The sequence below is a fragment of the Rhizobium sp. LjRoot254 genome (assembly GCF_964254105.1).
Lineage (GTDB): Bacteria > Pseudomonadota > Alphaproteobacteria > Rhizobiales > Rhizobiaceae > Rhizobium_E.
This window is the reverse complement of record NZ_CAXUSM020000001.1, coordinates 5,491,121-5,515,357: the sequence shown is the minus strand read 5'-3', so window position 1 is coordinate 5,515,357 and position 24,237 is coordinate 5,491,121. Positions and strand designations below refer to the sequence as shown.

Below are 24,237 nucleotides of genomic sequence, written 5' to 3'. Positions count from 1 at the left end.
CAGTCCGTTCAGGTCACCGCGGATCTGACCGCGAAGCGCGCTTCCTTCCATGCGCCCGTCCGCAATATGTCCTCCAGAACCTCGACCGCCTGCCAGACATCCGAAAAGCTCGTGTAGAGCGGCGTGAAGCCGAAGCGGATGGTCGCCGGCGCGCGGAAATCGCCGATCACGCCACACTCGATCAGCGCTTGCATGATTGGATAGGCGTGATCGTGCTCGAACGACACCTGGCTGCCACGGCGGCTGGCGTCGCGTGGGCTTTCCAGCGTGAGGCCAAGACCCTCGCATCGCGACTCGACCAGCTTGATGAAGAGGTCGGTCAGCGCAATACTTTTCGTGCGCAGTGCATTGAGATCGACCTCGGCCCAGATGTCGAGCGCGCCCTTGAGCGCACGTAGCGACAGGATCGGCTGCGTACCGCATTGAAACCGGCGGATGCCGACGCTGGCATCGAAACTCTGCTCGAATGCAAAGGGTCGGGCATGGGCCCACCAGCCGCTCAATGGCTGGCTCGCTTCAGCGAGATGCCTGGTGGCGACATAGATGAAGGCCGGCGCGCCCGGGCCGCCATTGAGATACTTGTACGTGCAGCCGATGGCGAAGTCAGCGTTGGACCCATCGAGATCGACCGGCAGCGCGCCGGCTGTGTGGCAGAGATCCCAGACGATCAGCGCCCCGGCCTCATGCGCCTTGCGGGTCAACGCCGCCATGTCGCGGAGCTCGCCGGATTTGTAATTGACGTGGTTGACGAGGATCACCGCGACCTTATCGTCGATCAGGTCCTCGATCGCAGGAGCATCGACCCCTTCCAGGCGGAGCGTCGTCCCCGGCCGCGTCGAGGCAACACCTTCGGCCATATAGAGATCGGTCGGGAAGCTGCCGCCTTCGGCGACGATGACGGAGCGACCCGGGCGCAGGCCAAGCGCCGCATGCAAGGCCTTGTAGATATTGATCGACGTCGTGTCCGCGACCACGGTCTGGCCGGGTGCCGCGCCGATCAGCCGGCCGATGCGATCACCCAGTTCGCGCGGCATTTCGAACCAGCCATCCTTGTTCCAGGCGCGGATGAGGTCCTGACCCCACTCTTCCCGCGCGGCCTTGTCGATCTCATCGTAAGCGGCCTTGGAAGCAGCGCCGAGCGAATTGCCATCGAGATAGATCACGCCCTCGGGCAGGACGAAACGGTCGCGCATGCCGCGCAGCGGGTCGCTTGCATCCATCGCGGCGACGGCTGCGAGATCGGGAATGACTGTCATGAAGGCGTCCTCAATTATTCCAGGATTGTTTCGTGCGCCGGAGAAAAGCCGCCGCTCAACGCGCATTTTCGGACTTGTACCGCTTCTCAAGCATGCTCACCAGCCGGACCATCGGCCAGAGGAAGATGATGTAGACCAGCGCGGCACCGATCAGCGGCGACGGATTGGCATAGAGCGCCTGCGCGTTGGTGGCTTCCTTCAAGAGTTCGGGCAGCGCCACCGTCGAGGCCAGCGACGTATCCTTGAACATAGACACGCAGTTGCTGGTGGTCGGCGGAATGACGATCCGGATGGCTTGCGGCATGATGACCTTGCGCAGCGTCAGGAGAAACGGCAGGCCGAGCGCCGCCGCCGCCTCGAACTGGCCCTTCGGCACGCCCTCGATGCCCGACCGGAAGACCTCGGCGGAATAGGCGGCCATGACGATTGAGAATGCCATGACGGCCGATGCCCATGACGAGAGCCGGATGCCGAGGAAAGGCAGCGCGTAATAGATGAGAATGAGCATCACCAGCACCGGCATGGCGCGCATGATGTCGATGTAGCCGATCATCAGCAGGCGGATGGGCTTTGGCGCATAAAGCCTGATAATGCCGATGACCATCCCTGCGGGAACGCCGATCACGATGCTCATCACGCCGAGCAACAGCGTGTTCCAGAACCCTCTCAGCAGTGCCGGTAGCGCTGACCACAGCACCTCATAATTGAAGAACGTCTCGATCAACGACATGGCCGGGCCTCGGTATGGCTGGAGAACTCACCGAGCTTAGGGGCAGATGAGCGGAAATGGAAAGTTTGGATCGCTCTGCCCCTCACCGCACTTGGGGAGAAGGGCAGAGGAGAACTGCTTACGCCGCGCGACGGTGCGAAGATACGCAATCGCGCCGCGACCCAAGCCTGATCAGGGCTTCGGGATCGGCATTTCGGTGACGGTCGAGGAACCGGCCGGCGCGTCGCTGCCGAACCACTTCTTGTGGATCGCGGCCAGCGTACCGTCCTTCTTCATCGAGCCGATGGCGTCGGAAAGCGCCTGCAGCTTCGAATGGTCCTTGGTCATCATCAGGCCGTACTGTTCGCCTGTCTTGATGCGTTCCTTGACTTTGAAGCCCTTCATCTTGGTGAAGAGGAATTCCATACCCGGAATGTCGCTGACCACGCCATCGACGCGGCCTGCGCCGAGATCGAGCATCACGTTCTGCTGGGAATCATAGCCCTTGATCTCGGCAAATCCGTATTCCTTCTGATGTTCCTGGGCCCACTTTTCACCTGTGGAACCGGAGAGAACACCGACGACCTTGCCCTTCAGGTCGGCCAGGCCGTTCAGCGGGCTGTCTTCCTTGATGGCGACACCCATGTCGGAGTCGTAGTAGGGCTGAGTGAACGACTGCGAACCGAGGCGCTCCGGCGTGATGGTGATCGAGGAGATCGCCACGTCGATGCGGCCAGATGTCGTGCCGGCGAACAGCGCCTGGAAGCCATAATCGGCGATTTCGGTTGTCATGCCGGCGCGCTTCGCGGCTTCGTTGACGATATCGACTTCGAAGCCTTCGAAAGTACCGCTCGCGTTCTTGAACTCGAACGGCGGGTTGTTGGGGTAGGATCCGACCTGCAGCACATCGGCGGCAAGCGCGCCGAAGGCGGTGCAGGACAGGCCGAGTGCGGCTGTCATTGCGAGAAGGTGGCGACGAGTCAGGCTCATTTTTTATTCTCCCTCTGGTTTTAAACTGCCGGGTCCCTTCCCGGCAGGTATCGTCGCTCCGCGGATGTGCGGAACGTTATTTCAAGGCATCGACCATGCGGTCGAGCGCCGTAGCAATCTGGGCGATGTCGCGGCACACGCACATGCGCAGAAACGCGGCTGACGATGCGCCGAACAGGTGACCGGGCGCCAGCCCCACCCGCGATTTCTCCAATATCATGGCGCAGGCATCGCGCGCATCCGGCTGGCCGTCGAGCGCAAAGAAGGCATACATGCCGCCGCGCGGCTTTTCGGGCAGGATGATACCGGGAATTTCGGCAAGCCTGTCATAGGTGAGGTCGAGACCGGCCTTGATGCGGCCAACAATCTCGGCGACCAGCGGTTCGCCGTCACGGAGTGCGACCGCGCCGGCCGCCTGGACAATGCCCGGCGTGCCGCTATTGGCATACTGCGTCATCGCGGCGAGCTGGTCCGCAACACCCGAGGGATGCGTCAGCCAACCGATCCGCCAGCCGGTCATCGCCCAGGCCTTGGAAAAGCTGTTGACCGCCAGCACACGGTCGCCGTCCTCGGCGATTTGTAGAATCGACGGCGCCGCCACGCCGTCGAAATACAGCCGGTTATAGACCTCATCCGAAATGATCCAGATGCCGGTCCGTCGGCTGAAATCGAGAAGCGCCTGCATCTCCTCCCGGCTCGCCGTCCAGCCCGTCGGGTTGGAAGGCGTGGAGAGAAAGATCGCGCGGGTGCGCGCATCGCAAGCGGCAAACAGTTTGTCGAGGTCCAGCCGCCAGTCCGTATCGAAGCCGAGCGGCACAGGCCGCGGCTCGCCGCCAACCAGATGGATGGCGTTGTGGATATTGGGCCATTGCGGCGCGACATAGACGACATTGGTGCCGACATCGACCAGCAGGCTGAGCGCCAGATAGAGGGCCTGCATGCCGCCCGGTGCGATCGTCGAGCGCTCGACCGGGATCGACCGGCCATGGATGCCGCTTTGATAGGTCGACAGCGCCTCGATCAGCGGGCCATAGCCGCGCATGTTGGGAATGTAGAAGGTCAAGCCATCGTCGATCGCCGCCTTTGCCGCATCACGGATGAAAGCCGGGGTTACGATATCGCCTTCGCCGAACCAGAGGGGTATGACATCGCCGAGTTCACACGCACGCGCCGCAAGGACGGCAATGTTCTCCGTGCGCAGATCGCGAACCTGGGCGCGAATGCCGTCGAACGCGTAGCGCTTTCTCATGGCTTCTGTCGAGATGTCTGACGGCAACAGCGACATCGGTCAGGCGCTCCTCGCCAGCTTCGGCGAGCCCTTCGCCGCTGCGATGATGTCCCCGAGCACGGTGTCGAAACGGGCGATCTCCTCGACCTTGTTGTAATGCACCAGCGACACGCGCAGCGCGCCTGACTCCATCGACAGGCCCAGCCGCTTCATCAGACGCGGCGCGAACATGTGGCCGTCGCGGACGCCGATCCGGGCCTTGCCCATTTCAGCGGCGATGTGCTGCGGCGTCACGCCTGATATGTTGAAGCAGATGGTGGGCACGCGGCCTGCGAGCTTGGCCTCGTCGGAAATGCCGTAGATCTCGGCGCCGTGCCGCTTGAGCACGCGGATCATCTCGCGCGACAGGACCAGTTCGTAATCGCGGATCGCAGCCATGGCGGCGGCAAGTGCCTCGCGGCGGCTGTGCCCGCTGCCGGCCAGGAAGCGCCGGCCGATATCCTCGAGATAGTGCACGGCCGCGTTCATGCCCGCGACGTTTTCATAGGTGAACGTGCCGACCTCGATCTTGTAGGGCGGAACGTCGGGAATGAAGTCTTCCTTGAAGGTCGGAAGCTTCACCAGCGCATCGTAGCGGCCCCACAGGAAGCCCATATGCGGCGAGAAATTCTTGTAGCCGGAGCAGACGAGATAATCGCAATCCCAAGCCTGCACGTCGATCAGCCCGTGTGGGCCGAAGTGGACGGAATCGAGAAACACTTCGGCGCCGGCCGCGTGGGCAAGGCGCCCGACGGTCTTGACGTCGACGATCGTGCCGATCGAATGCGCAGTGACCGTGACCGCCACCAGCCGCGTGCGCTCATTGAGCAGCGGCTCCAGATCGGCCGTGTGCAGCGTGCCGTCCTCGCGCATTTTCCACCAGACGATCTTGGCGCCGTCGGCCTCGAGCGCCATCCAGGTGGCGATGTTGGCGTCATGATCCATATCGGTGATGATGATTTCATTGCGCTCGGCGAGCAGCTTGGCAATGCCGAGGCTCACCAGCCGGATGAACGAGGTCGCATTGAGGCCGAAGGAGATTTCCTCCGGACGATAGGCGTTGACGAGGAGGGCTACGCTTTCGCGCGCCGCTTCGAGATTGCGGTCGACGCCCTGGCTGTGTTCGTATTTCGCCATGCGCTGGACGTTGTTGTCGATCAAATGGTTGGCGACCGCATCGACCACCGACTGCGGCACCTGCGATCCGCCGGCATTTTCGAGAAAGACGAAACCGTTGGCCTTGCGCAGCGCGGGAAACAGCGCGCGCAACTCATCGACCGGAAATCCGTTGCCGCCCGCATTCGTCCGATCAGTCCCCGACATATCCGCTTCCTCAAATCTCGCCGGTCTGTCTTCTGGTGCCGGTCATTTAGCCCTTGTCGGGCAAGTTTGATTATTTGATCACAAGATATTTTAAAGTTCAACTATTTTTAGCATAAACCCTGCAACAGCTTTTGCGTCGCCTCGATATCACTCACCATCAAGGCCCCGGCCCTCTTTCCATCGCCGGCACGAAAGGCCTCGATCATCTCGTGGTGATAGGTCGAATAGGGGTGGATGATGCCTTGATCGAGCTGCCGGGCGACCAGGTCCGAGAGCAGCCGCATATAGGGGCCGAAACGCAGCCAGAGCGTTGCGATCAGCTGTGGCAGGGTTTCAGAGCCCGAGAGCTCATAGATGGCGAAATGAAATTCATGGTTCTTGCGCAGCATGTCATGCACCTTGCCGGTATGGCCAAGCGCCTCGTGCTCGATCGCCAATTGCCTGCAGCGCTCGATGTCATCCGGGCTCATGCGCGGTGTCGCGAGTTCGGTGGCCAGCCCTTCCAGCGTCGTGCGCACGAGGCAGAGATCGTCCAGCCGTTCACGTGAGACCGCCGGAACGCGTGCCGATCCGTTATGGGCAATCTCAAGCCCGTTCTCGGCGGCCAGTCTTCTGAGCGCTTCGCGCACCGGCATGTGGCTGGTGCCGAACTCCGCTGCCAGCGACGAGATGGTCGTCACCTGTGAAGGTTCGAACAGGCCCCACATCAGCGCATGGCGCAGTTGCTCGTAGACGCCGTCCTGCAGCGTCATCCGCGAAGAGACTTTTGTCAGCCCCGTTTCGGTCAATATGATTGTTCTCCCCGATTTGTCATTGCATCTGGCTTTCTATCGCTTCACTGCCGCAGTCCGGCCTGACGCAGCAAGGGCAGCACCCGGTCGCAGAAGAACGGCAGTTCCTGCGTGTAGTTGACGAAGGACAGCGCGATGCCGGCATAGCCCTTGCCTGATATGGCGGCCATGTCCTCGACGATCTTCTCCGGCGTGCCGACCAGCGGATAGCTGCCCGCGCCGCCGGCGAAACGCTTGCGGTAACGCTCGTAGGCGGTCGCATCATGCGACTGCGAAAATTCCTTCTTGCCGGCCATATGGATGTCGACGGCCGCCTGGTCGGCCATCTCGACGGCATAGCGTTCGTAATAGTCGTCGGCCTCGGCCTGCGTCTCGCGGCAAACCGCATGGCAGACCGTGTAGACACCAACGTCACGGCCAACCTTTTCGGCGCGCGTGCGGATATCCTCGACATGGCTTCCCGCGGCGTCGATGTCGGTGAAGGTCGTGAACAGGTAGTCGCAATGGGCAGCAGCGAAATCGCGGCCCGGCCCGCCGAAGGCGGCGTTCATCGTCACCGGCCGCGGGCTCTGCATGCTTGCCGGCCGGCTGACCACGTCCTTCAGCTTGTAATAGCTACCGTCGAAATCGAAGGGATTGTCGAACGCATAGGCCTTCTCGATGATCTCGATCCATTCGGCGGCCTGGTCGTAGCCCTTCTCGACCAGAGGCGTGCCGAACATCGCAAATTCTTTCGGGTTCCAGCCGCAAACGATGTTGAGCCCGGCCCGACCGCCGCTGACATGATCGACCGTCGCCAGCGCCTTGGCCGCGTAAAGCGGGTGGACCAGCGGCACATGCACGGTCATGAAGAGACCGATCTGCCTGGTCGCGGCGGCCAATGCGGCGGCCCAGGTAAACGTCTCGAACGACCATTCCCGCACATGGTTCTTGCCGCCGAAGCCGGCCCAGCGGGCGATCGGCAGGAAGAATTCCAGCCCCGCACGGTCGGCAATCTGTGCGGCGGTGAGGTTGTCGTCCCAGCCGGCTTTCCAGCGCTCGGGAACATCGGTGATGGCCAGCCCGCCATCCGCATTGGCCGAGAATATGCCGAGCTTCAGCCGATTGGCCCCCTTGAGCGGATGTGTCATCGTGCCTCCCTTGCCATGCGTGTCACACGGTTTTTCCGTGTTTGATCATTTGAGCACGACATTGGTATTGCACCGACAGGATATTTCAAGCTTAAATTTATCTGGCCGGCGCAAGGCAGTCAGTGGAGGAAAGAATGCAGGATTTTCGAGGCAGATGTACCGGTGGCGAGGTCACGGTCGGCACGTTCGCAGCCATTCCGCATCCCGTGGCGATCGAAGTGACGGCGGCCGCCGGCGTCGATTTCATCTGCATCGACTGGGAGCATGCGCAGATCAGCCGCGAACGCATCGAGGATCTGGTCCGCGCCGCCGACGTGCACGGCGTGCCGGCGATGGTGCGGGTACCCGGGCACGCGCCGGAAGCCATTGCTGCTGCTCTCGATGCCGGGGCTGCCGGAGTGCTGGTGCCGCGCGTCTCTACCGCCGAACAGGCACGCGCTGCGGTCCAGGCCACGCGCTATCCGCCGGTGGGAGCACGCGGCGTCGGCCCTGGACGGGCGGCCGCCTACGGCTATCGCATTCCGGATTATCTGGCGGCGGCAAACGAAAAGCTGCTGCTGGCAATCCAGGTCGAAACCGCCGAGGGGCTTGCCAATATCGATGCGATCGCTGATGTCGACGGCGTCGATGTGATCTTCATCGGCCCGGGCGATCTCTCCGTGTCGATCGACGCGATGGGACCTGCTGGCGCGAAGAAGCTGAACGCGGCCATCGCGACGATCGCAAAGGCTGCTGTCCGCGCCGGCCGAACCGCAGGCATCTTCAGGCCTTCACCCGATGATATCGGCATCTGGATGCAATCCGGCATCCGCTTCTTCATCCTCGCGAGCGATACGATGTTCCTCGGCGCCAGCGTCGCCGCCGGCATGGAGGCTGCCCAAAGGAGCGCACGAGATTGATTTTGGCGTACCGCCAACAAAAAGCCCGCCGCATTTCTGTTGACGGCTTTTGGTTATGTGGAATTTGGTTGCCGGGGGCCTGATCATACCGAGGCTTGTAATTCTCGCCCAGAAACCCTTGCCAAATGCGTGAATCGTTTCCACTTCCGATCAAATACCCCACGAGGCGGGCCCTCTCCCTTAAAGGCCCAGAACGCGCGTCAGTTTTTCTCGTCCTCGTGATCTGGCCGCAGAGGTTCACTCCAGTACCGGGTCAATTCTCAGCGGAAATTAACAACGAGATCTCTGATACCGATTCACCGAGAACGTGCTAATTGACGTTGGACAACGCTATTCGAACCACGGGTTTCGGCCGGTATCGGTTGTAACTCCAACGGTTTGTGGATAAGGAAACCCTCTCTTGGCACCATAGCCGATGTTTCGGCTGTTAAAGAATATCACGGCAGGTCTTAGGAACGTCTTGGCCAGACCTGCAATTTGAAAGTTTCAGGCAGCACGATGGCGGCGAAGGCACTCTTTGATGCGATTGACTCGATGCCCAACTATAAGCGGGTGACGCTGGCGATCGAAGAGCAGATCATCAGTGGCAAGATCAAACCCGGCGATGCGCTGCCGACGGAGCATGTGCTTGCCGAACAACTCGGCGTCAACCGCTCGACGCTGCGCGAGGGTCTGCGGGCACTGGAAAATGTCGGATTCATCAAGCGTGCAGGCGCCAAGAAACTGATCGTCAGCATTCCCGAAAGCGCTGAAATGGCCCAGTATACAAGCCGCGCCATGAGCTTGCTGAGCGTGACTTTTTCCGAGCTTTGGGAAATGCTGCTTGCCCTCGAGCCATTGTCGGCCCGTTATGCCGCGCAGCGCGCGCCAAAGGACATCCTCGCCTTGCTGGCGCAAAACGTCCGGGAGACGGAAGCGCGGCTTCATGACGATGCCACCATCATACGGCTAGATGTCGAATTCCACAGCCTGGTGTCGCAGGCGACGCAAAACCGGGTTCTAGCCCTGTCCGAGGAGCCGCTGGGCCTACTTCTTTATTCATCCACCAAGCGGCTCTATCGGAGTTCGCCGAAGGCCCGCTACCGCTTGCTCGAGGCACACAGGAAAATCTATGAAGCAATCGCTGGTGGCGATGCCGACACGGCGGAAACCTGGATGCGCAAACATATCGAGGATTTCAAGCGAGGCCATGTGTTTGCCGGCTTTGACTTTTACGGCCCCGTCCGTCTTCCGAACACAGACGGCTCGAACTGAGCAGTAAATCAACTCACTGACATTGTTATCAATTCTTTCTCGGCTGGTGCGACATGCCCATGCGAGCGAGTGCGTCGCTGTCTTCCAAAGGCCAAATCGCTCCCGCTGTGTATGCCTGCGAATGAAAATCTTTGCGTAGACCCATTGTCGGACAATGGGTCTATATGATAGTTGAATCGACAGCGGGTTGAGGAGCTCGTTGAAAATTTGCAGTGGTCGCATGGGAGGAAACGCGCGATGAACCTTGGCTATTTCATGATGCCCAACCACCCGGAGCATCGGCGCTATGCGGATGCGCATGCACACAATCTCGACACTTTGGAATTCATCGATGGCATCGGCTATAGCGAAGCCTGGGTCGGCGAGCATTACACCTGCAAGCGTGAGCCGCTTTCGTGCCCTGACATCCTGATTGCCCAGGCGTTCGTCAAAACCAAGCAGATCCGGCTCGGTGCCGGCGCGTTTCTGCTGCCCTATCATCTACCCGCCGAGCTAGCGCATCGCATCATGTGGCTGGATCATATCTCTGGCGGCCGCTTCATGGTCGGCATCGGCGCCGGTGGCCTGCCGACGGATTGCGACCTGTTCGGCGTCGATGGCGCTGCCGGTGAGAACCGCGACATGATGGTCGAAGCCTTCGACTTGATGGTGAAGTTCTGGACCAGCGACGGACCGTTCAAGCATGAGGGTCACTATTACAAGGGCGGTCGCCCGGTCGGCATGCCGGAAATGGGCCTGGCCTATCACATGGAGCCGTTCACCAAGCCCTATCCGGATATCGCCATCGCCGGCCTCAGCGAATCGTCGCCGACGCTGCGTTTCGCGGGCCTGCGCGGCTTTCTGCCGATGAGCCTTGCCTGGAGCCCGGATTATCTCGTGTCACATTGGAAGGCTTTCCAGGAAGGCGCGGAAGCCTCGGGCAAGCCGGCGGATCGGTCGAGATGGCGCATCGGCGTCGAAATGTATGTCGCCGAAACCGATGCCGAAGCCCGCAAGCTCTGCATCAATGGCTCGATGGGCGAAAGCTGGAAGAACTACATGCTGCCGCTGCTCGCCAGGCTGGGGGCGATCGGCGCCTGCAAGCACGACCAGTCGGTGCCGGACTCGGACGTCACGGTCGAATATCTCGCCGACAATGTCTGGGCGGTCGGCAGCCCGCGCACGGTTGCCGAAAAACTCGCCAGGCTCCGCGACAAGGTCGGCGATTTCGGCACGCTGCTGCATGTCGGCTACGATCATCTGGAGGAAATGACGTCCTACCGGGAATCGCTCACCGCTCTGAAAACCGAAGTGCTTCCGAAACTCAACATGGAAGCGAAGGCCGCCTGACAATCATCGATCGGGAGGAGCGCCGCGGGAGAGCGGCGCCGGTCAGGTTGTCAATTATCTTAACCAAGGGAGGAAACTATGAGTGATTCCAAGAGTCTATCCAGCGTGTTGCGGCCGAGCCGCCGCACCTTCATGGCCGGCACGGGAGCTGTAGCCCTGGGCGCCTTTGCGCCACCGGGTCTGTTCGGCACCCGCAATGCCTATGCGGAGGGCCTCGCTTCCGGCATGACCGGCGGCCCGACCAACTTTTCCGGCTCGGAACTCTATCAATACAATTCCGGCATGTCCGAAGGCCGCGCGCTGGACGGCATCAAGGCTCTGAAGGCCGCCGGCAAGGCGCCCGAGAAGCTGACGCTGCTGTTCGTCGCATCCTGTGTGCCGCAGTTGATCAGCCCTCCGCCAGGAGGCGGCGAATCCGTCAAGGAAACCTGGGAACGTGAAACCGGCATCAAGCTCGACATCGTCAGCACGGAAGCCGGCGAAATCTGGAAGAAAGTGCTGCAGGACGTCACGACCGGCGACGGCACCTATGACCTCTACACCCATTCCTGGAACAATATCGGCGACCTCGTCAGTTCCAAGGGTGCACTCAACCTTGATGAATATGTTGCGAAGTACCAGCCCGATTGGGGCGATCCGGAGCGCGGCACCCCGACACCGCAGATTCGCGAGCTGCTCTACAAATATAACGGCTCGAACTATGTGGCTTCGCTCGATGGCGATTTCGTCTGCTGGCAATACCGCAAGGATCTGATGACCGACGCCACCCATATGGCCGCCTTCAAGTCGAAATTCGGCTACGACATTCCGGCCCAGCCGACGACCTGGGACGAGATCGACAATATATCCGAATACTTCCATGGCCAGGGTATGGGTCACGCCAATCTGCTTGGACCGTTCTGGGGTCTGTCGAACTTCTATGCCCGCTTTGCATCGATGAAGGCGCCCAACAATCATTGGCTTGACGACGATGCCAATCCGACGCTGACCACGCCGGAAGGCATCAAGGCTGCGGAAGCCCATATCAAGAGCGCGCAGTGGACCTCGAAAGACAATCTGACCTGGGGCTGGGCCGAGCAATATGGCGCCATGGCAAATCTCAAGGCCTGCATGGCCATGACCTATTCCAATATGGCCGCCATCAACGACAAGATGACCGATGGCAAGCCGGCATCGCCGCTGACAGGCAAGCTTTCCGCCTGGGCGCCGGTCGGCAGCAAGGTGGATGGCAAGCTTGTCCGTCGCTCGGTGATCTATTTCAATGTCACGGCCTCGATCGCGGCGAAGTCGCAGAACCCGGAAGCGGCCTATCTGTTCCTGCAATATATCAGCTCGACCCGCACTTACAGCCGTCTCTGCGGCAATCCGGTCGGGGGCTGCGATCCGTTCCAGCTCGCCAATCTCCAGGATCCCAACGTCCGCAAGAACGTCAACGAGTACATGATGGATCCGATCCGCGAGACGATTGCCCGTGCGGTGCCTTCGATCAACTTCGCCGGACAGGCCGCTCTCGACAACGCGCTCGACGAAAACCTGCAGGCGGCGCTGACCGGCAAGATGACGGCCGAGGAGGCGATGGCGGCCACGGAGAAATCCTGGACGAAGATCATCTCCAAGCGCAAGGACGAGACGGTCGCCTCGATCCGCGCCCAGGCCGCGGCTTGGCCGACATTGGTGGAATAGGACGAAAGCAAAAATGCGCTCCCGCCTGGCGGGAGGGCTGTGGCCGCGCCCACCCCGGTGCGGCCACGATGCAGTTGATCCAAGAGAGCGGTTCGTCGATGAGAATCAAGGATATCTTCCGTCACCTGGTGATCGTTCTGGCCGTTGCCATCGCGCTGTTTCCGATCGCATGGATGGCCAGCATGGCTTTCAAACCGCCGCTCGAATGGACCAGCGCCGCGGGCACCGTGACCTGGCTGCCCAAGGAGCCGACCTGGGCGAATTTCGAGTATATCTTTACCGGCAAGAGCGAAGCCTATGGCACCTCGACCATGATGGAGCGGACTGCTTTTCAGCCGGTCATGGCAAGCATTCTGGTGTCCTCCGTCGCCACGATCATTGCGACCGTGGTGGGATCGCTCGCAGCCTATGGGTTTTCCAGGCACAGATATGGCAAGAACCTGCCGTTCTCACTTATCCAGCTTCGGATGTTTCCACCGCTCGCCGTGATGATCCCGATCATGATCATGTGGGCCTATCTCGATCTCATAGACACCTGGTGGGGCCTGGCCCTGATCTACGGGATCGTCACCCTGCCATTCGGCTTCTGGCTGATGCTGACCTTCCTCGATGAGGTGCCGGTCGAGCTCGAGGAAGCGGCGATGATTGAGGGCGCCAGCCCTTGGGGTATTTTCTACAAGGTCACGCTGCCGCTGGTGAAGCCGGCAATCGCCACCACGGCACTGTTTGTGTTCATCCTCAACTGGTCGGACTATATTATGGCGCTGCTGCTGACGCGCAAGGAATGGATCACCATTCCGGTGTTCATGAATGACCTGAATACCGCCCAGACCGGCCAGCTCTATGGCGCGAAGGCCGCTCTCGGACTGATTGCGATCATCCCGCCATTGATCCTGGGCATCCTGATTCAGAGGCATCTGGTGCGCGGCCTGACTTTTGGAGCGCTGAAGCAATGAGCAGCGTAAACGCATCCGCCACCGCCAATGCCGGCAAGCTCGTCGAGGCCATGGGCGCGAAAAAGAGCGCCCAGATCGGCCTGCTCACCACGCTGCCGGCCCAATTGCTACTGGTCTTCATCATCGTTTTTCCGACTATCGTCACGGTCTATATCAGCCTGACCTGGTGGACGCCGCTTGATGGCATTCCCTGGACCGAGGCCTACCGGTCCTTCGCCTGGTTCGATAATTATGTTTCGATCGTAAGCGACCAGAAGCTCATCAATGCGCTGCTGCGCACGCTTTTCATCGTCTGTATCGCGGTGGCGTTCGAATTCGTGCTTGGCTTCGGGCTGGCGTTGCTGTTCGTAGACAGGTTCCGGATGCGGCCGGTCTACTACACGCTCGTGCTGATGCCGATGATGGTGGTGCCGGCGGTGGCCGGCTACATGTTCCTGATGCTGTTTCAGAGTACGGGACCTATCAACCAGATCATCTCGGCGTTGATCGGTCAGCCGTTCGAGGTCGTGTGGCTCGCAGACGAAAACCTCGCACTCGTCGCGGTGATTATCGGCGAAGTCTGGCAATGGACACCGATGGTGTTCCTCATCATGCTTGCCGGCCTGATGTCGGTGCCGGAAGACCAGATCAAGGCTGCGCGCCTGCTGGGTGCCAACTCCGCCCAGGTGCTGTGGCGGATCTCGATTCCGCGGATCAAGGCCGTGATGGCGATTGCCATCGGCATCCGCTTCATCGAAGGCCTGAAGCTGTTCGATATCATGTATATCATGACCAGGGGCGGCCCCGGCGTCGCTACCGAAACGCTGTCGCTCTACATCTACAAGCGGACCTATAGCGATCTCGAATGGGCCTATGTGTCGGCGCTTGGCCTCACCATCGTGCTCACGATGTCGCTGATCGCGCTCGGCCTGGTAGCCGCCATCAAGGTGGCCGCCCGCCGCCGCGCACTCGGCGCGGTTTAGTCCGAAATGCAGGAATTCTAGAGATAATGGCATCCATCGAACTCATCAATCTCAGCAAGACCTTCGGTTCCGCCAAGGCAGTGAACGATCTGACGCTCAACGTCCGCGACAACGAGTTCGTGGCGCTGCTTGGCCCGTCCGGCTGCGGCAAGTCGACGACGATGAACATGATCGCCGGCATCGAGCATCCGACATCAGGTGAAATCCGCTTCGATGGCCGCGACATATCCGGCCTGCCAGCCAACAAGCGTGGCATCGGCTTCGTCTTTCAGAATTATGCAATCTTCACGCATCTGAGTGTGCGGGAAAATCTCGCATTCGCGCTCCGGGTCCGGGGATTGCCCGGAAAGGAAATCAACCGGCGGGTCGTGGCCATCGCCGATCTCATGCGTCTCTCCGACAAGCTGGACCGGCCGTCGGCGCGCCTCAGCGTCAACGAGATGCAGAAACTGGCGATCGGCCGCTCCGCCATTGCCGAACCGGCGATCTTCCTGCTCGATGAACCCTTGTCGAATGTCGATGCCGCCTTCCGTGCCTTCATGCGCACCGAACTCAAGCATCTGCAGCACGCCCTCAAGCAGACCATGGTCTACGTGACCCATGATCAGATCGAGGCAATGAGCCTCGCCGATCGGATCGCCGTCATGAACAACGGCGTGCTGCAGCAGTTCGGCACGCCCGAAGAGGTTTACAATTCGCCGGCCAACACCTTCGTCGCCAATTTCATGGGCAGCCCGAGCATGAACCTGATCCCGGCAGTCATCGGGGGCGAAGGCGGCAACCGGGCACTGACGTTCAAGGAGGCAGGATCCTTGCCGGTCTCGGCCGATAGCCCGCTCGCCCGATCTCTGCAATGGGCCAAATCACCGGACGTGGTGTTTGGCGTGCGACCGGAGGATATCGAGCTTGCATCGGCCGGCGACAAACGCCCCGGCCTGCTGCTGCCGGCAACCTTCGTCGAACCTATCGGACCGCGGACGACGATCCATTTCGGCGCGGGCAGCGTGCGGATGAAGGCGATAACCGAAAAAAGGTTCAGGACCGGTCTGGGTGAGATGCACAAGATCTTCATGCCGGAAGGCAAATGCCACCTTTTCGATCGGGCGAGCGGTGCAGCTCTCAGGACAGGAGAATTGCATGTCCACGCTTGAGCTCGTCGGTGTCACCAAGGCCTATGGCAAGACGATTGCGGTCGATGGCATCGATCTCCGCATCGAGAACAATGAATTCTTCTGTATCTTCGGGCCGCCGAGTTCCGGCAAGAGCACGATCCTGCGGCTGTTGCTCGGGCTCGCCCATCCCGATAGCGGCAAGGTGCTGATTGGCGGCAGGGATGTCACCGACTCGCCGCCGGCAAGCCGCGACCTCGCCATGGTGTTCCAGAACCTGGCGCTGTTTCCGCATCTGACGGCGCGCGAGAACATGGCTTTTCCGCTCAGGGAGCGGCACGAGACGCAGGCCGTCATCGACGCGCAAATCAGCAATGTCGCCGAGAAGCTGCATATATTGCCACTGCTTCATAAGTTGCCGGGCCAGCTTTCCGGAGGCGAGCGCCAGCGCGTGGCGATCGGCCGGGCGTTGGTGCGCAAGCCGAGCGCCTATCTGATGGATGAGCCGATCGCGGCGCTGGATGCCCGCCTGCGCGAGGAAATGCGCGTCGAGCTCAAGCGGCTGCAGCGTGAAGTCGGCCACACGCTCGTCTACGTCACCCATGATCAGGAAGAGGCCATGTCGATCGCCGACCGGATGGCAATCATCTGGAAGGGCCGGGTTGCCCAGATCGGTTCGCCGGATGACATCTACAACCGGCCGGTCTCGAAATACGTCGCGGAACTCGTCGGTTCCCCACCGATGAATTTCATCGAGGGCACTGTGCGATCGGGTCGTTTCCAAGCCGACGGGATCGCGCTTGATTTGCCGCTCGCGGGCCTGATCGATGGCAGGATCATACTTGGAATTCGCCCGGAAGACGTTGCCGTCTCGAGCGCAATGCCGGGGCAAAAACCGTCCGGCTTCAGCATTTTCGAAACCGAACCGCTCGGGGCCTTTTCCATCGTCGATATCATCGCGGGCGACACCATTTTAAAGGCCCAGGTCCGCGGGCACGCGAAATTCCCGCTCGGCCAGGAGGTAAACCTGCATGTCGATCCAAGCCACTGCCACGCATTCGATCCGATCAACGGTGCCAACCTGCTGCTCAATGGGCAGCGCTGAAGGAGATATCCGGGAGATAGCGATGGAAACGCAAGATAAAGTGAGACCGAGCGCCGTGCTGAACAGCGACTTCAGGAAAGGCATGCGCCGGCTCTCCTCCTCCGTATCGCTGATCACGGCCGGTGGGGAACTTGGCCGCAACGGCATGACCGCCACGGCCGTCTGTTCCGTCAGCGCCGAACCGCCTATCCTTCTGGTCGGCATCAATCTCGGCGCCAGTATCCATGACCAGATCATGCAGAGCGGCAGTTTCGGCGTGAACCTCCTGCGGCCCCGGCATCGCCATCTCGCCGATCGCTTTTCGTCCGGGCTTTCCGGTGAGGCGCGGTTCGAGCACGGCGATTGGCAGCAAGGCGCGCTGGGCGTTCCGATCCTGGAGGATGCCCTGGCTAGCTTCGCCTGCGAGGTCATTAAGGTCGTCACCGTCGGGACGCACGATATCTTCTTCGGCCAGGTTGTCGGCATCGACGTCGGCGATGGCACCCCGCTTCTCTATGGCGGCGGGCAATACGAAATTTCGCTCGCCGCCAATCCGCTCGACTATCACGCGACGCTTTGAACCATCGAGATGAGCATGTTGTCCAACCAGCTATTGTGGATACCTTCCGCCGAACGCGTGCAAGCGACGGCGCTTGCGGATTTCATGGCTGCTGCCGGAACGGCGGCGGGCCGGACGTTCGCGGATTACGATGCGCTGCACGCCTGGTCGGTGGATGACCGCGAGGCCTTCTGGTCGCTCGTCTGGGATTATTGCGGCGTTCGCGGCGAGCGAGGTGAGACTGTACTGTCGGATGGCGACCGCATGCCGGGCGCCTCGTTCTTTCCGGATGCGCGGTTGAACTTTGCCGAGAACCTGCTGTGGAAAACCGGCCCGGATGACGCGATCGTCTTCCGTGGCGAGGACAGATACCGAAACCGCATGTCCTGGGATGAGTTGCGTGCGCGGGTCTCGCGGCTGCAGCAGGCCTTCGCCGAGGCGGGGTTGCAGGCCGGCGATCGGGTGGCGGCCATGCTGCCGAACCTGCCGGAAGCCATCGCCTGCATGCTGGCCGCGGCCTCGCTCGGGGCGATCTGGTCGTCCTGCTCGCCGGATTTCGGCAGGCAGGGCGTGCTCGACCGCTTCGCGCAGATCGAGCCCAGGCTTTTCATCGCCTGCGATGGCTACCGGTATAATGGCACGACCATCGAGATCGGCGACAAGGTGGCAGCGATCGCCGCCGAACTGAAACCGCGACGGACGATCATCATCAACTATACAGGCGATGCCGATGCCGTCGCCCGCAGCATTGCGGGCGCTACTAGCCTTGAAGGGCTGATCGCGCCGTTTGTCGAGGCGCCGCTGCGTTTCGAGCGGCTGCCCTTTTCCCATCCGCTCTATATCCTGTTCTCATCCGGCACGGCGGGCGTCCCCAAGTGCATCGTCCACTCCGCCGGCGGCACGCTGATCCAGCATGTCAAGGAACACCGGCTGCATGCCGATATTCAAGAGGGCGACCGCTTCTTCTATTTCACCACACTGGGCTGGATGATGTGGAATTGGCTGGTAACTGGCCTTGCATCGGGCGCGACGTTGATCCTCTACGACGGTTCGCCGGGTTATCCCGACTCCAACACGCTGTTTGACTATGCGGATGCCGAGAAATTTACGCATTTCGGCACTTCGGCGAAATTTATCGACGCGCTCAGGAAGTCCAGTGTCAGGCCGATGGATACCCATAGCCTTGCGACGATCCGGGAAATTTTTTCCACCGGCTCACCGCTGTCGTCGCTTTCCTTCGACTATGTCCATGATGCGGTGAAGCAGGACGTGCATCTCGCCTCGATTTCGGGCGGCACCGACATCGTCTCGGGCTTCGTCACCGGTATCCCGATCAAGCCGGTGTGGAGCGGCGAGATCCAGGGGCCAGGACTCGGCATGGCCGTCGATGTCTGGGGCGACGACGGCGTGCCGCTGAGAAGCGGCAAGGGTGAACTCGTCTGCACCAAGGTCTTTCCCTGCATGCCGGTAAGGTTCTGGAACGATGCCGGCGGCGCGAAGTATCACAACGCCTATTTCGATAGGTTTCCCAATGTCTGGTGCCATGGCGATTTCGCCGAATGGACCGAACATGGCGGCATGATCATCCATGGCCGTTCCGATGCGACGCTTAATCCCGGCGGCATCAGGATCGGCACGGCGGAGATCTACAGCCAAGTCGAACGGATGCCCGAGGTGATCGAAGCCGTCTGCATCGGCCAGGATTGGGACAACGATGTCCGCACCGTGTTGTTCGTGCGCCTGGCGGCCGGCGTGACGCTGGACGAAGATCTGCGCGGCAGGATCCGCCTCATGATCCGCGACAATCTTTCGCCACGGCACGTTCCGGCGCGCGTGGTCGCTGTCGCCGATATCCCGCGCACCAAATCAGGGAAAATCAGCGAGCTTGCGGTGCGCAATATCGTTCACGGGCTTTCGGTGAAGAATCAGGATGCACTCGTCAATCCCGAGGCGCTGAGGCTGTTCGAAGCACTGCCGGAACTAGGTGTCTGATCAACGAAGGAACTTGTCATGAACCGTCAGGTTGTCATCATTTCGGGCGTGCGCACTGCCATAGGCAGCTTTGGCGGATCGCTGGCCGGCAAGCCGCCCACGGAACTGGCGACGGCGGTTGCCAGAGAGGCCATCGCGCGCGCCGGCTGTGACCCGGCGGACATTCAGCAGTCCGTGTTCGGCAATGTCATCCATACCGAGCCGAAGGACATGTATCTCGCCCGGGTTGCCGCAATCAACGCCGGTGTGCCGGCGACGTCGCCGGCGTTGACGGTGAACCGCCTTTGCGGCAGCGGTCTGCAGGCAGTCGTGACGGCCGCGGAGCAGATCCTGCTCGGCAATGCCGATATCGCGCTTGCGGGCGGCGCCGAAAACATGAGCCGCACCGGACATCTGCTCAGCGCGGCGCGCTTCGGCGCCAGGATGGGCGACGTCACAGCCGTCGATATGATGCTCGGCGCGCTGCAGGATCCATTCGGAGCGGGCCATATGGGCGTTACCGGCGAAAATGTCGCCGCACGGGTCGGCATATCGAGACAGGATCAGGACGAGATCGCGCTCGCATCGCAGCAGCGTGCCGCCAAGGCTATCGCCGAAGGGCGGTTCCGACAGCAGATCCTGCCGATCAGCGTCGGCAGCGGCAGGAACGAGCGGGTGTTCGATACGGATGAATATGTCCGTGGCGATACGACCGAAGCCGATCTCGCCGGTCTGAGGCCCGCTTTCAAGAAAGACGGAACCATCACGGCCGGCAATTCGTCCGGCATCAACGATGCCGCGGCAGCGCTTGTGCTGATGGAGCAAGGCGCCGCCGAAGCAAGAGGCGCCAAGCCGATGGCACGTATCGTCGCCTATGGTCTGGGCGGGGTTGCACCCGATGTCATGGGACTCGGGCCGATCCCGGCGGTCAGGCAGGCGCTGTCCCGGGCCGCATTGTCGATCGCCGATCTCGATGTCATCGAATCCAACGAAGCCTTTGCCGCGCAAGCCTGCGCGGTCGCCCGCGAACTTGGTTTTCCCACTGAGAAGACCAATCCGAACGGCGGCGCGATCGCCCTTGGCCATCCGGTCGGTGCTTCCGGTGCCATCATTCTGATCAAGCTGGTTTATGAACTCAGGCGCATTGGCGGGCGTTGCGGTCTTGCCACCATGTGTATCGGCGGCGGACAGGGCATCGCCGTGATCATCGAAAGTATCGCGGCATGAATATGAGACGCAGTGAGGCTGTATCGCCGCGCGTTGGATCAGCGGGAGGGTATCGCCTTGTTTGAAGATCTTGCCGGCAAGACCGCCATCGTCACCGGTGCCTCCGGTGGGCTCGGGCTGCATTTCGCTGAGGCCCTGGCAAAGCGGAAGGTGCATGTCATGCTCGCTGCCCGCAGCCGGGACAAGCTCGACAGCGCTGTCCAAGAAATCCGATCGCAGGGCGGCAGCGCCGAGGCCATTGATCTGGATGTCACCCGGGCCGACAGTGTTGCCGAGGCTTTTGCCGCGATCCGTCGCAATATCGATATCGTGGTCAACAATGCCGGCATCAGCGGTGGTGCGGCGGCAATCGACCAGAGCGAGGCGGATTTCAACGCGGTGATCGCCACCAACCTGAACGGTGTGTTCCTCGTTGCCAAGGCGGCGGCGCAGCGCATGAAAGCGCAGGGCAATGGCGGGTCGATCGTCAACATCGCCTCGATCCTCGGCCTCCGGGTGGCCGGAAATCTCTCGGCCTATGCCGCATCGAAGGCAGCTGCCATCCAGTTGACGAAGTCAATGGCGCTCGAATGGGCACGCTACGGCATCCGCGTCAACGCACTTTGCCCCGGCTATATCGAGACGCCGATCAACCAGGATTTCTTCCAGACCGAGGCAGGCAAGGCGCTGGTCAACCGCATCCCCACTCGTCGGCTGGGCATGGCCGAAGAACTTGACGGACCGCTTTTGCTGCTTTGCTCAAATGCAGGCAGCTACATGACCGGCTCGGCGCTGGTGGTCGATGGCGGCCACCTCGTCTCATCCTTGTGAGGGTTTCATGAACTTCGAGATTTCCCCAATTGTCGAGGATTTCAGGGCGAGGATCGCCCGGTTCGTCGAAAGAGAGTTGTTGCCGCTCGAGAGCGAGCGCTCGTCCTATGACGAGCATGGCAATATAACGCTTGAGCTGCTCGCCGCGATGCGGGCCCGGGCACATGCGGAAGGGCTCTGGACGTTGCAGCTTCCGCGATCGGCAAGGCCGACGATCGGCCGGGTCGGCATGGCGGTCTGCTACGAAGAGATGAACCGCTCGATCTTCGGCCCCGCCTGCTTCAATTCGGCCGCGCCCGACGACGGCAACATGATGCTCCTGGATAGGGTTGCGACGCCGGAGCAGAAGGAGCGCTGGCTGACGCCGATCGAGGACGGCCGGGTCAAGTCCGCCTTTGCGATGACCGAGCCGCATCCCGGCGGCGGCTCCGACCCGTCGATGATCCAGACCCGAGCCGTGAAAAACGGCGACACATATGTCGTCCACGGCCGCAAATGGTTCATCACCGGTGCCGGCGAGGCGAGCCATTTCATTGTCGTTGCCCGAACATCGGATGATGCCCGGCATGGCCTCACGGCCTTCCTGTTCCACAAGGACCAGCCGGGCTGGAGGATCGTCCGCCGCATCGGCATCATGGGCCCCGAGGAACATGGCGGCCATTGCGAACTGGAATTCGACGGGTTGGAAATCCCGGTCGAAAACGTGCTGATGGGCGAAGGCCAAGGCATGAAGATCACCCAGATACGTCTCGGGCCGGCGCGGCTGACGCATTGCATGCGCTGGCTCGGCCTATCCAAGCGCTCTGTCGAGATCGCCATGGAATATGCCGCCGAACGGCACGGTTTCGGTGTCCGCCTTGCCGATCGCGAGAGCATTCAGATGATGCTCGGCGATCTTGCCATGGATATCGAGATCGGCCGTCTGCTGGTGATGAAAGCCGCCTGGGAACTCGATCGCGGTGGCTTTGGCCGCAAGGAAGTGTCGATGGCCAAGGTGCATGTCGCCAACCTCCTGCACAAGGCCGCAGATACCGCGATCCAGATCAACGGCGCGCGCGGTTACTCGACCGACACCGTGCTCGAATGGATCTATCGCTATGCCCGCCAGGCGCGGCTGGTCGATGGTGCCGACGAAGTCCACAAAATGGTTCTCAATCGGCAATTGGAAGCCGAGGGGAGATCGTTCTGGCGATGGGATGTTGAGAAGGCTGCGTGACGCATGGCGGCTGCGCCGGCGAACATTTGATGCCGTAGCCTGTTGGCAAGGGAGGATATAATGCGACTGGAACCCCATCTTGCTCGACGTGCGGCCAACCACCGGCCGTTGACGCCGCTCGATTTCCTGGAGCGTGCGGTCAATATCTTTCCGGAGCGAGTTGGCGTCGCATGGCGCGATCGCCATTGGACCTACGGCGCCTTCGGCAGCATCGTCGCGGCCATGGCTGCGTTCCTTAAGCAGCAGGGGGTTGGCACCGGTGATGTCGTTTCGCTGATGTGCGGCAACCGACCGGAGATGCTTGCCGCCCATTATGCAGTGCCGATGGTCGGCGCGGTCTTGAACTCGATCAATACCCGGCTGGATCAGCCGACGGTGGAATATATTCTCGATCATTCCGAAAGCCGGCTGATGATTGCAGACGCCGCGTGCCATCCAGTTGCCGCGGCAGCCGGCAAGGCGTGTGCCGTGCCAATCATCAGGCTTTCGGAAACCGGCTTTGCCGACGCGACGGGCGATCTCAATCTGCTCGATAGCGACCTGGTGCTGCCGCTCGATTTCCCGGCGGATGTCGGCGACGAATGGCAGCCAATCTGCCTCAATTACACATCGGGCACGACAGGCAGGCCGAAAGGTGTCGTCTATCACCATCGGGGGGCCTATTTGAACGCCATTGGCAACCTCTTCGCGTTGAAACTCGACCACAGATCCAGCTATCTCTGGATTCTGCCGATGTTTCACTGCAACGGCTGGTGCCACACCTGGGCGATCACCGCCGCCGGTGGCCTGCATGTCTGCCTCGATCGCGCCGATCCGGCGCTGATCTTTGCAGCCATCGGCAAGTACGGGATCAGCCACATGGCCTGTGCGCCCGTGGTGCTCTACATGCTCCTCAACCATCCGGACCGCGCCGACTGTGACCCGGCTCGACGGGTTACGGTCGCCACCGGCGGCGCATCGCCGACGAGCGCACTGATTGCCGAAATGGACGCGCTCGGCTTCGATCTCATCCATCTCTACGGGCTGACGGAATCCTATGGTCCGGTGACCATGCGACTTCTTTCGAAGGATGAGGCCGGGCTGCCGGTGCCTGCCAAGGCTGAACTGCTCGCCCGGCAGGGCAGCCGACATCTGACGGCCAACCGTGTTCGCGTCGTCGATGACGGCGGCCGCGACGTGCCGCGCGATGGCATCGCGACTGGCGAAATCAGGCTGTTCGGAAATACGCTGATGATGGGCTACTATCGCGATGCGGAGGCGACCGAGCAAGCCTTTGCCGACGGCGTCTTCCATACCGGCGATCTGGCGGTCGTCCACCCGGATGGCGAGATCGAAATCAAGGATCGCTCCAAGGATGTGATCATCTCGGGCGGCGAAAACATTTCCAGCCTCGAGATCGAGAGCGTGCTGCACCAGCATCCCGGTGTGTTGATGGCAGCCGTGGTGGCGGCGCCCGATCCAAAATGGGGCGAAATTCCGGTCGCATTCATCGAGGCGCGAACAGGCGCCAGGCTTCAGGCCGACGAACTGAGAAGCTTTTGCCGCGAGCGGATGGCTAGCTTCAAGCAGCCGCGCAAATTCCTGTTCCAGGAACTGCCGAAGACCGCGACCGGCAAGATTCAGAAATTCCTGCTGCGCGACATCGCCCGCGAAGACGAGACACCCAATGCCGGTTGAGACATTTGACTTTGATCCGGAGACGCTGGCATCGT

Annotated in this window: 21 protein-coding genes; 14 read left to right on the top strand and 7 right to left on the bottom strand. The window is 61.2% G+C overall.

From position 1 onward, the window contains the following. Positions 1-8: 8 nt before the first annotated feature. The 7 genes from kynU to ACSQ26_RS27245 form a co-directional block, all read right to left on the bottom strand. Positions 9-1,256, bottom strand: coding sequence for a kynureninase (kynU, locus tag ACSQ26_RS27275; protein ID WP_436014536.1), 1,248 nt, complete (start codon positions 1,254-1,256; stop codon positions 9-11). Positions 1,257-1,311: 55 nt separating this feature from the next. After that, positions 1,312-1,986, bottom strand: coding sequence for an amino acid ABC transporter permease (locus ACSQ26_RS27270; protein WP_436014534.1), 675 nt, complete (start codon positions 1,984-1,986; stop codon positions 1,312-1,314). Between the two features lie 171 nt (positions 1,987-2,157). Beyond that, complete coding sequence (locus tag ACSQ26_RS27265; RefSeq protein WP_436014532.1) at positions 2,158-2,955, bottom strand: ABC transporter substrate-binding protein; 798 nt, start codon at positions 2,953-2,955, stop codon at positions 2,158-2,160. Between the two features lie 76 nt (positions 2,956-3,031). Then, on the bottom strand, positions 3,032-4,204 hold the full coding sequence (locus tag ACSQ26_RS27260) for a pyridoxal phosphate-dependent aminotransferase (RefSeq protein WP_436014531.1): 1,173 nt from the start codon (positions 4,202-4,204) through the stop codon (positions 3,032-3,034). A gap of 39 nt (positions 4,205-4,243) precedes the next feature. After that, complete coding sequence (locus ACSQ26_RS27255) at positions 4,244-5,545, bottom strand: cysteine desulfurase-like protein (RefSeq protein WP_436014529.1); 1,302 nt, start codon at positions 5,543-5,545, stop codon at positions 4,244-4,246. Positions 5,546-5,652: 107 nt separating this feature from the next. Then, positions 5,653-6,333 carry a GntR family transcriptional regulator gene (locus ACSQ26_RS27250; protein ID WP_436014527.1) on the bottom strand — a complete coding sequence of 227 codons (681 nt, stop codon included), beginning with the start codon at positions 6,331-6,333 and terminating at the stop codon, positions 5,653-5,655. Between the two features lie 47 nt (positions 6,334-6,380). Further along, complete coding sequence (locus ACSQ26_RS27245; protein ID WP_436014525.1) at positions 6,381-7,466, bottom strand: LLM class flavin-dependent oxidoreductase; 1,086 nt, start codon at positions 7,464-7,466, stop codon at positions 6,381-6,383. 134 nt (positions 7,467-7,600) lie between these two features. Here ACSQ26_RS27245 and ACSQ26_RS27240 point away from each other — a divergent pair, with 134 nt between their 5' ends. The 14 genes from ACSQ26_RS27240 to ACSQ26_RS27175 all read left to right on the top strand — a co-directional run bounded on the left by ACSQ26_RS27240 (position 7,601) and on the right by ACSQ26_RS27175 (position 24,202). Beyond that, on the top strand, positions 7,601-8,365 hold the full coding sequence (locus tag ACSQ26_RS27240) for an HpcH/HpaI aldolase family protein (RefSeq protein WP_436014523.1): 765 nt from the start codon (positions 7,601-7,603) through the stop codon (positions 8,363-8,365). Positions 8,366-8,899: 534 nt separating this feature from the next. Further along, positions 8,900-9,619 carry a FadR/GntR family transcriptional regulator gene (locus ACSQ26_RS27235; RefSeq protein ID WP_436014521.1) on the top strand — a complete coding sequence of 240 codons (720 nt, stop codon included), beginning with the start codon at positions 8,900-8,902 and terminating at the stop codon, positions 9,617-9,619. Positions 9,620-9,856: 237 nt separating this feature from the next. Next, entirely contained in the window at positions 9,857-10,948 is a 1,092-nt protein-coding gene (locus ACSQ26_RS27230; RefSeq protein ID WP_436014519.1) for an LLM class flavin-dependent oxidoreductase, read from the top strand. A gap of 78 nt (positions 10,949-11,026) precedes the next feature. Further along, positions 11,027-12,631 (top strand): extracellular solute-binding protein, encoded by a 1,605-nt coding sequence (locus ACSQ26_RS27225; RefSeq protein WP_436014517.1) that lies wholly within the window; start codon positions 11,027-11,029, stop codon positions 12,629-12,631. Between the two features lie 98 nt (positions 12,632-12,729). Then, positions 12,730-13,587, top strand: coding sequence for a carbohydrate ABC transporter permease (locus ACSQ26_RS27220; RefSeq protein WP_436014515.1), 858 nt, complete (start codon positions 12,730-12,732; stop codon positions 13,585-13,587). Next, on the top strand, positions 13,584-14,549 hold the full coding sequence (locus ACSQ26_RS27215; RefSeq protein ID WP_436014513.1) for a carbohydrate ABC transporter permease: 966 nt from the start codon (positions 13,584-13,586) through the stop codon (positions 14,547-14,549). Before ACSQ26_RS27220 ends, ACSQ26_RS27215 begins: the two co-directional genes overlap by 4 nt. A gap of 26 nt (positions 14,550-14,575) precedes the next feature. Next, positions 14,576-15,700: an ABC transporter ATP-binding protein gene (locus tag ACSQ26_RS27210; RefSeq protein WP_436014511.1), complete on the top strand. Its 1,125-nt coding sequence runs from the start codon at positions 14,576-14,578 to the stop codon at positions 15,698-15,700. Then, positions 15,687-16,763: an ABC transporter ATP-binding protein gene (locus ACSQ26_RS27205; protein ID WP_436014509.1), complete on the top strand. Its 1,077-nt coding sequence runs from the start codon at positions 15,687-15,689 to the stop codon at positions 16,761-16,763. Before ACSQ26_RS27210 ends, ACSQ26_RS27205 begins: the two co-directional genes overlap by 14 nt. 22 nt (positions 16,764-16,785) lie before the next feature. Beyond that, positions 16,786-17,322, top strand: coding sequence for a flavin reductase family protein (locus ACSQ26_RS27200; RefSeq protein WP_436014507.1), 537 nt, complete (start codon positions 16,786-16,788; stop codon positions 17,320-17,322). Positions 17,323-17,337: 15 nt separating this feature from the next. Continuing rightward, positions 17,338-19,293 (top strand): acetoacetate--CoA ligase, encoded by a 1,956-nt coding sequence (locus tag ACSQ26_RS27195; protein ID WP_436015490.1) that lies wholly within the window; start codon positions 17,338-17,340, stop codon positions 19,291-19,293. An 18-nt stretch (positions 19,294-19,311) separates the two neighbouring features. Continuing rightward, positions 19,312-20,499: a beta-ketothiolase BktB gene (bktB, locus tag ACSQ26_RS27190; protein ID WP_436014505.1), complete on the top strand. Its 1,188-nt coding sequence runs from the start codon at positions 19,312-19,314 to the stop codon at positions 20,497-20,499. A gap of 51 nt (positions 20,500-20,550) precedes the next feature. Beyond that, entirely contained in the window at positions 20,551-21,309 is a 759-nt protein-coding gene (locus ACSQ26_RS27185) for an SDR family NAD(P)-dependent oxidoreductase (RefSeq protein WP_436015489.1), read from the top strand. A gap of 7 nt (positions 21,310-21,316) precedes the next feature. Continuing rightward, the gene (locus tag ACSQ26_RS27180; protein ID WP_436014503.1) at positions 21,317-22,525 is read left to right on the top strand and encodes an acyl-CoA dehydrogenase family protein; all 1,209 of its coding nucleotides are present in this window, start codon (positions 21,317-21,319) and stop codon (positions 22,523-22,525) included. A gap of 60 nt (positions 22,526-22,585) precedes the next feature. Further along, positions 22,586-24,202 carry an AMP-binding protein gene (locus tag ACSQ26_RS27175; protein ID WP_436014501.1) on the top strand — a complete coding sequence of 539 codons (1,617 nt, stop codon included), beginning with the start codon at positions 22,586-22,588 and terminating at the stop codon, positions 24,200-24,202. Positions 24,203-24,237 lie beyond the last annotated feature (35 nt).

Coding starts and splice junctions, on each gene's coding strand:
- ACSQ26_RS27210 (WP_436014511.1), top strand. CDS start 14,576: ATGGCATCCATCGAACTCATCAATCTCAGCAAGACCTTCGGTTCCGCC.
- ACSQ26_RS27215 (WP_436014513.1), top strand. CDS start 13,584: ATGAGCAGCGTAAACGCATCCGCCACCGCCAATGCCGGCAAGCTCGTC.
- ACSQ26_RS27225 (WP_436014517.1), top strand. CDS start 11,027: ATGAGTGATTCCAAGAGTCTATCCAGCGTGTTGCGGCCGAGCCGCCGC.
- ACSQ26_RS27270 (WP_436014534.1), bottom strand. CDS start 1,986: ATGTCGTTGATCGAGACGTTCTTCAATTATGAGGTGCTGTGGTCAGCG.
- bktB (WP_436014505.1), top strand. CDS start 19,312: ATGAACCGTCAGGTTGTCATCATTTCGGGCGTGCGCACTGCCATAGGC.
- ACSQ26_RS27220 (WP_436014515.1), top strand. CDS start 12,730: ATGAGAATCAAGGATATCTTCCGTCACCTGGTGATCGTTCTGGCCGTT.
- ACSQ26_RS27245 (WP_436014525.1), bottom strand. CDS start 7,466: ATGACACATCCGCTCAAGGGGGCCAATCGGCTGAAGCTCGGCATATTC.
- ACSQ26_RS27175 (WP_436014501.1), top strand. CDS start 22,586: ATGCGACTGGAACCCCATCTTGCTCGACGTGCGGCCAACCACCGGCCG.
- ACSQ26_RS27195 (WP_436015490.1), top strand. CDS start 17,338: ATGTTGTCCAACCAGCTATTGTGGATACCTTCCGCCGAACGCGTGCAA.
- ACSQ26_RS27235 (WP_436014521.1), top strand. CDS start 8,900: ATGCCCAACTATAAGCGGGTGACGCTGGCGATCGAAGAGCAGATCATC.
- ACSQ26_RS27265 (WP_436014532.1), bottom strand. CDS start 2,955: ATGAGCCTGACTCGTCGCCACCTTCTCGCAATGACAGCCGCACTCGGC.
- ACSQ26_RS27230 (WP_436014519.1), top strand. CDS start 9,857: ATGAACCTTGGCTATTTCATGATGCCCAACCACCCGGAGCATCGGCGC.
- kynU (WP_436014536.1), bottom strand. CDS start 1,256: ATGACAGTCATTCCCGATCTCGCAGCCGTCGCCGCGATGGATGCAAGC.
- ACSQ26_RS27205 (WP_436014509.1), top strand. CDS start 15,687: ATGTCCACGCTTGAGCTCGTCGGTGTCACCAAGGCCTATGGCAAGACG.
- ACSQ26_RS27255 (WP_436014529.1), bottom strand. CDS start 5,545: ATGTCGGGGACTGATCGGACGAATGCGGGCGGCAACGGATTTCCGGTC.
- ACSQ26_RS27200 (WP_436014507.1), top strand. CDS start 16,786: ATGGAAACGCAAGATAAAGTGAGACCGAGCGCCGTGCTGAACAGCGAC.
- ACSQ26_RS27260 (WP_436014531.1), bottom strand. CDS start 4,204: ATGAGAAAGCGCTACGCGTTCGACGGCATTCGCGCCCAGGTTCGCGAT.
- ACSQ26_RS27180 (WP_436014503.1), top strand. CDS start 21,317: ATGAACTTCGAGATTTCCCCAATTGTCGAGGATTTCAGGGCGAGGATC.
- ACSQ26_RS27240 (WP_436014523.1), top strand. CDS start 7,601: ATGCAGGATTTTCGAGGCAGATGTACCGGTGGCGAGGTCACGGTCGGC.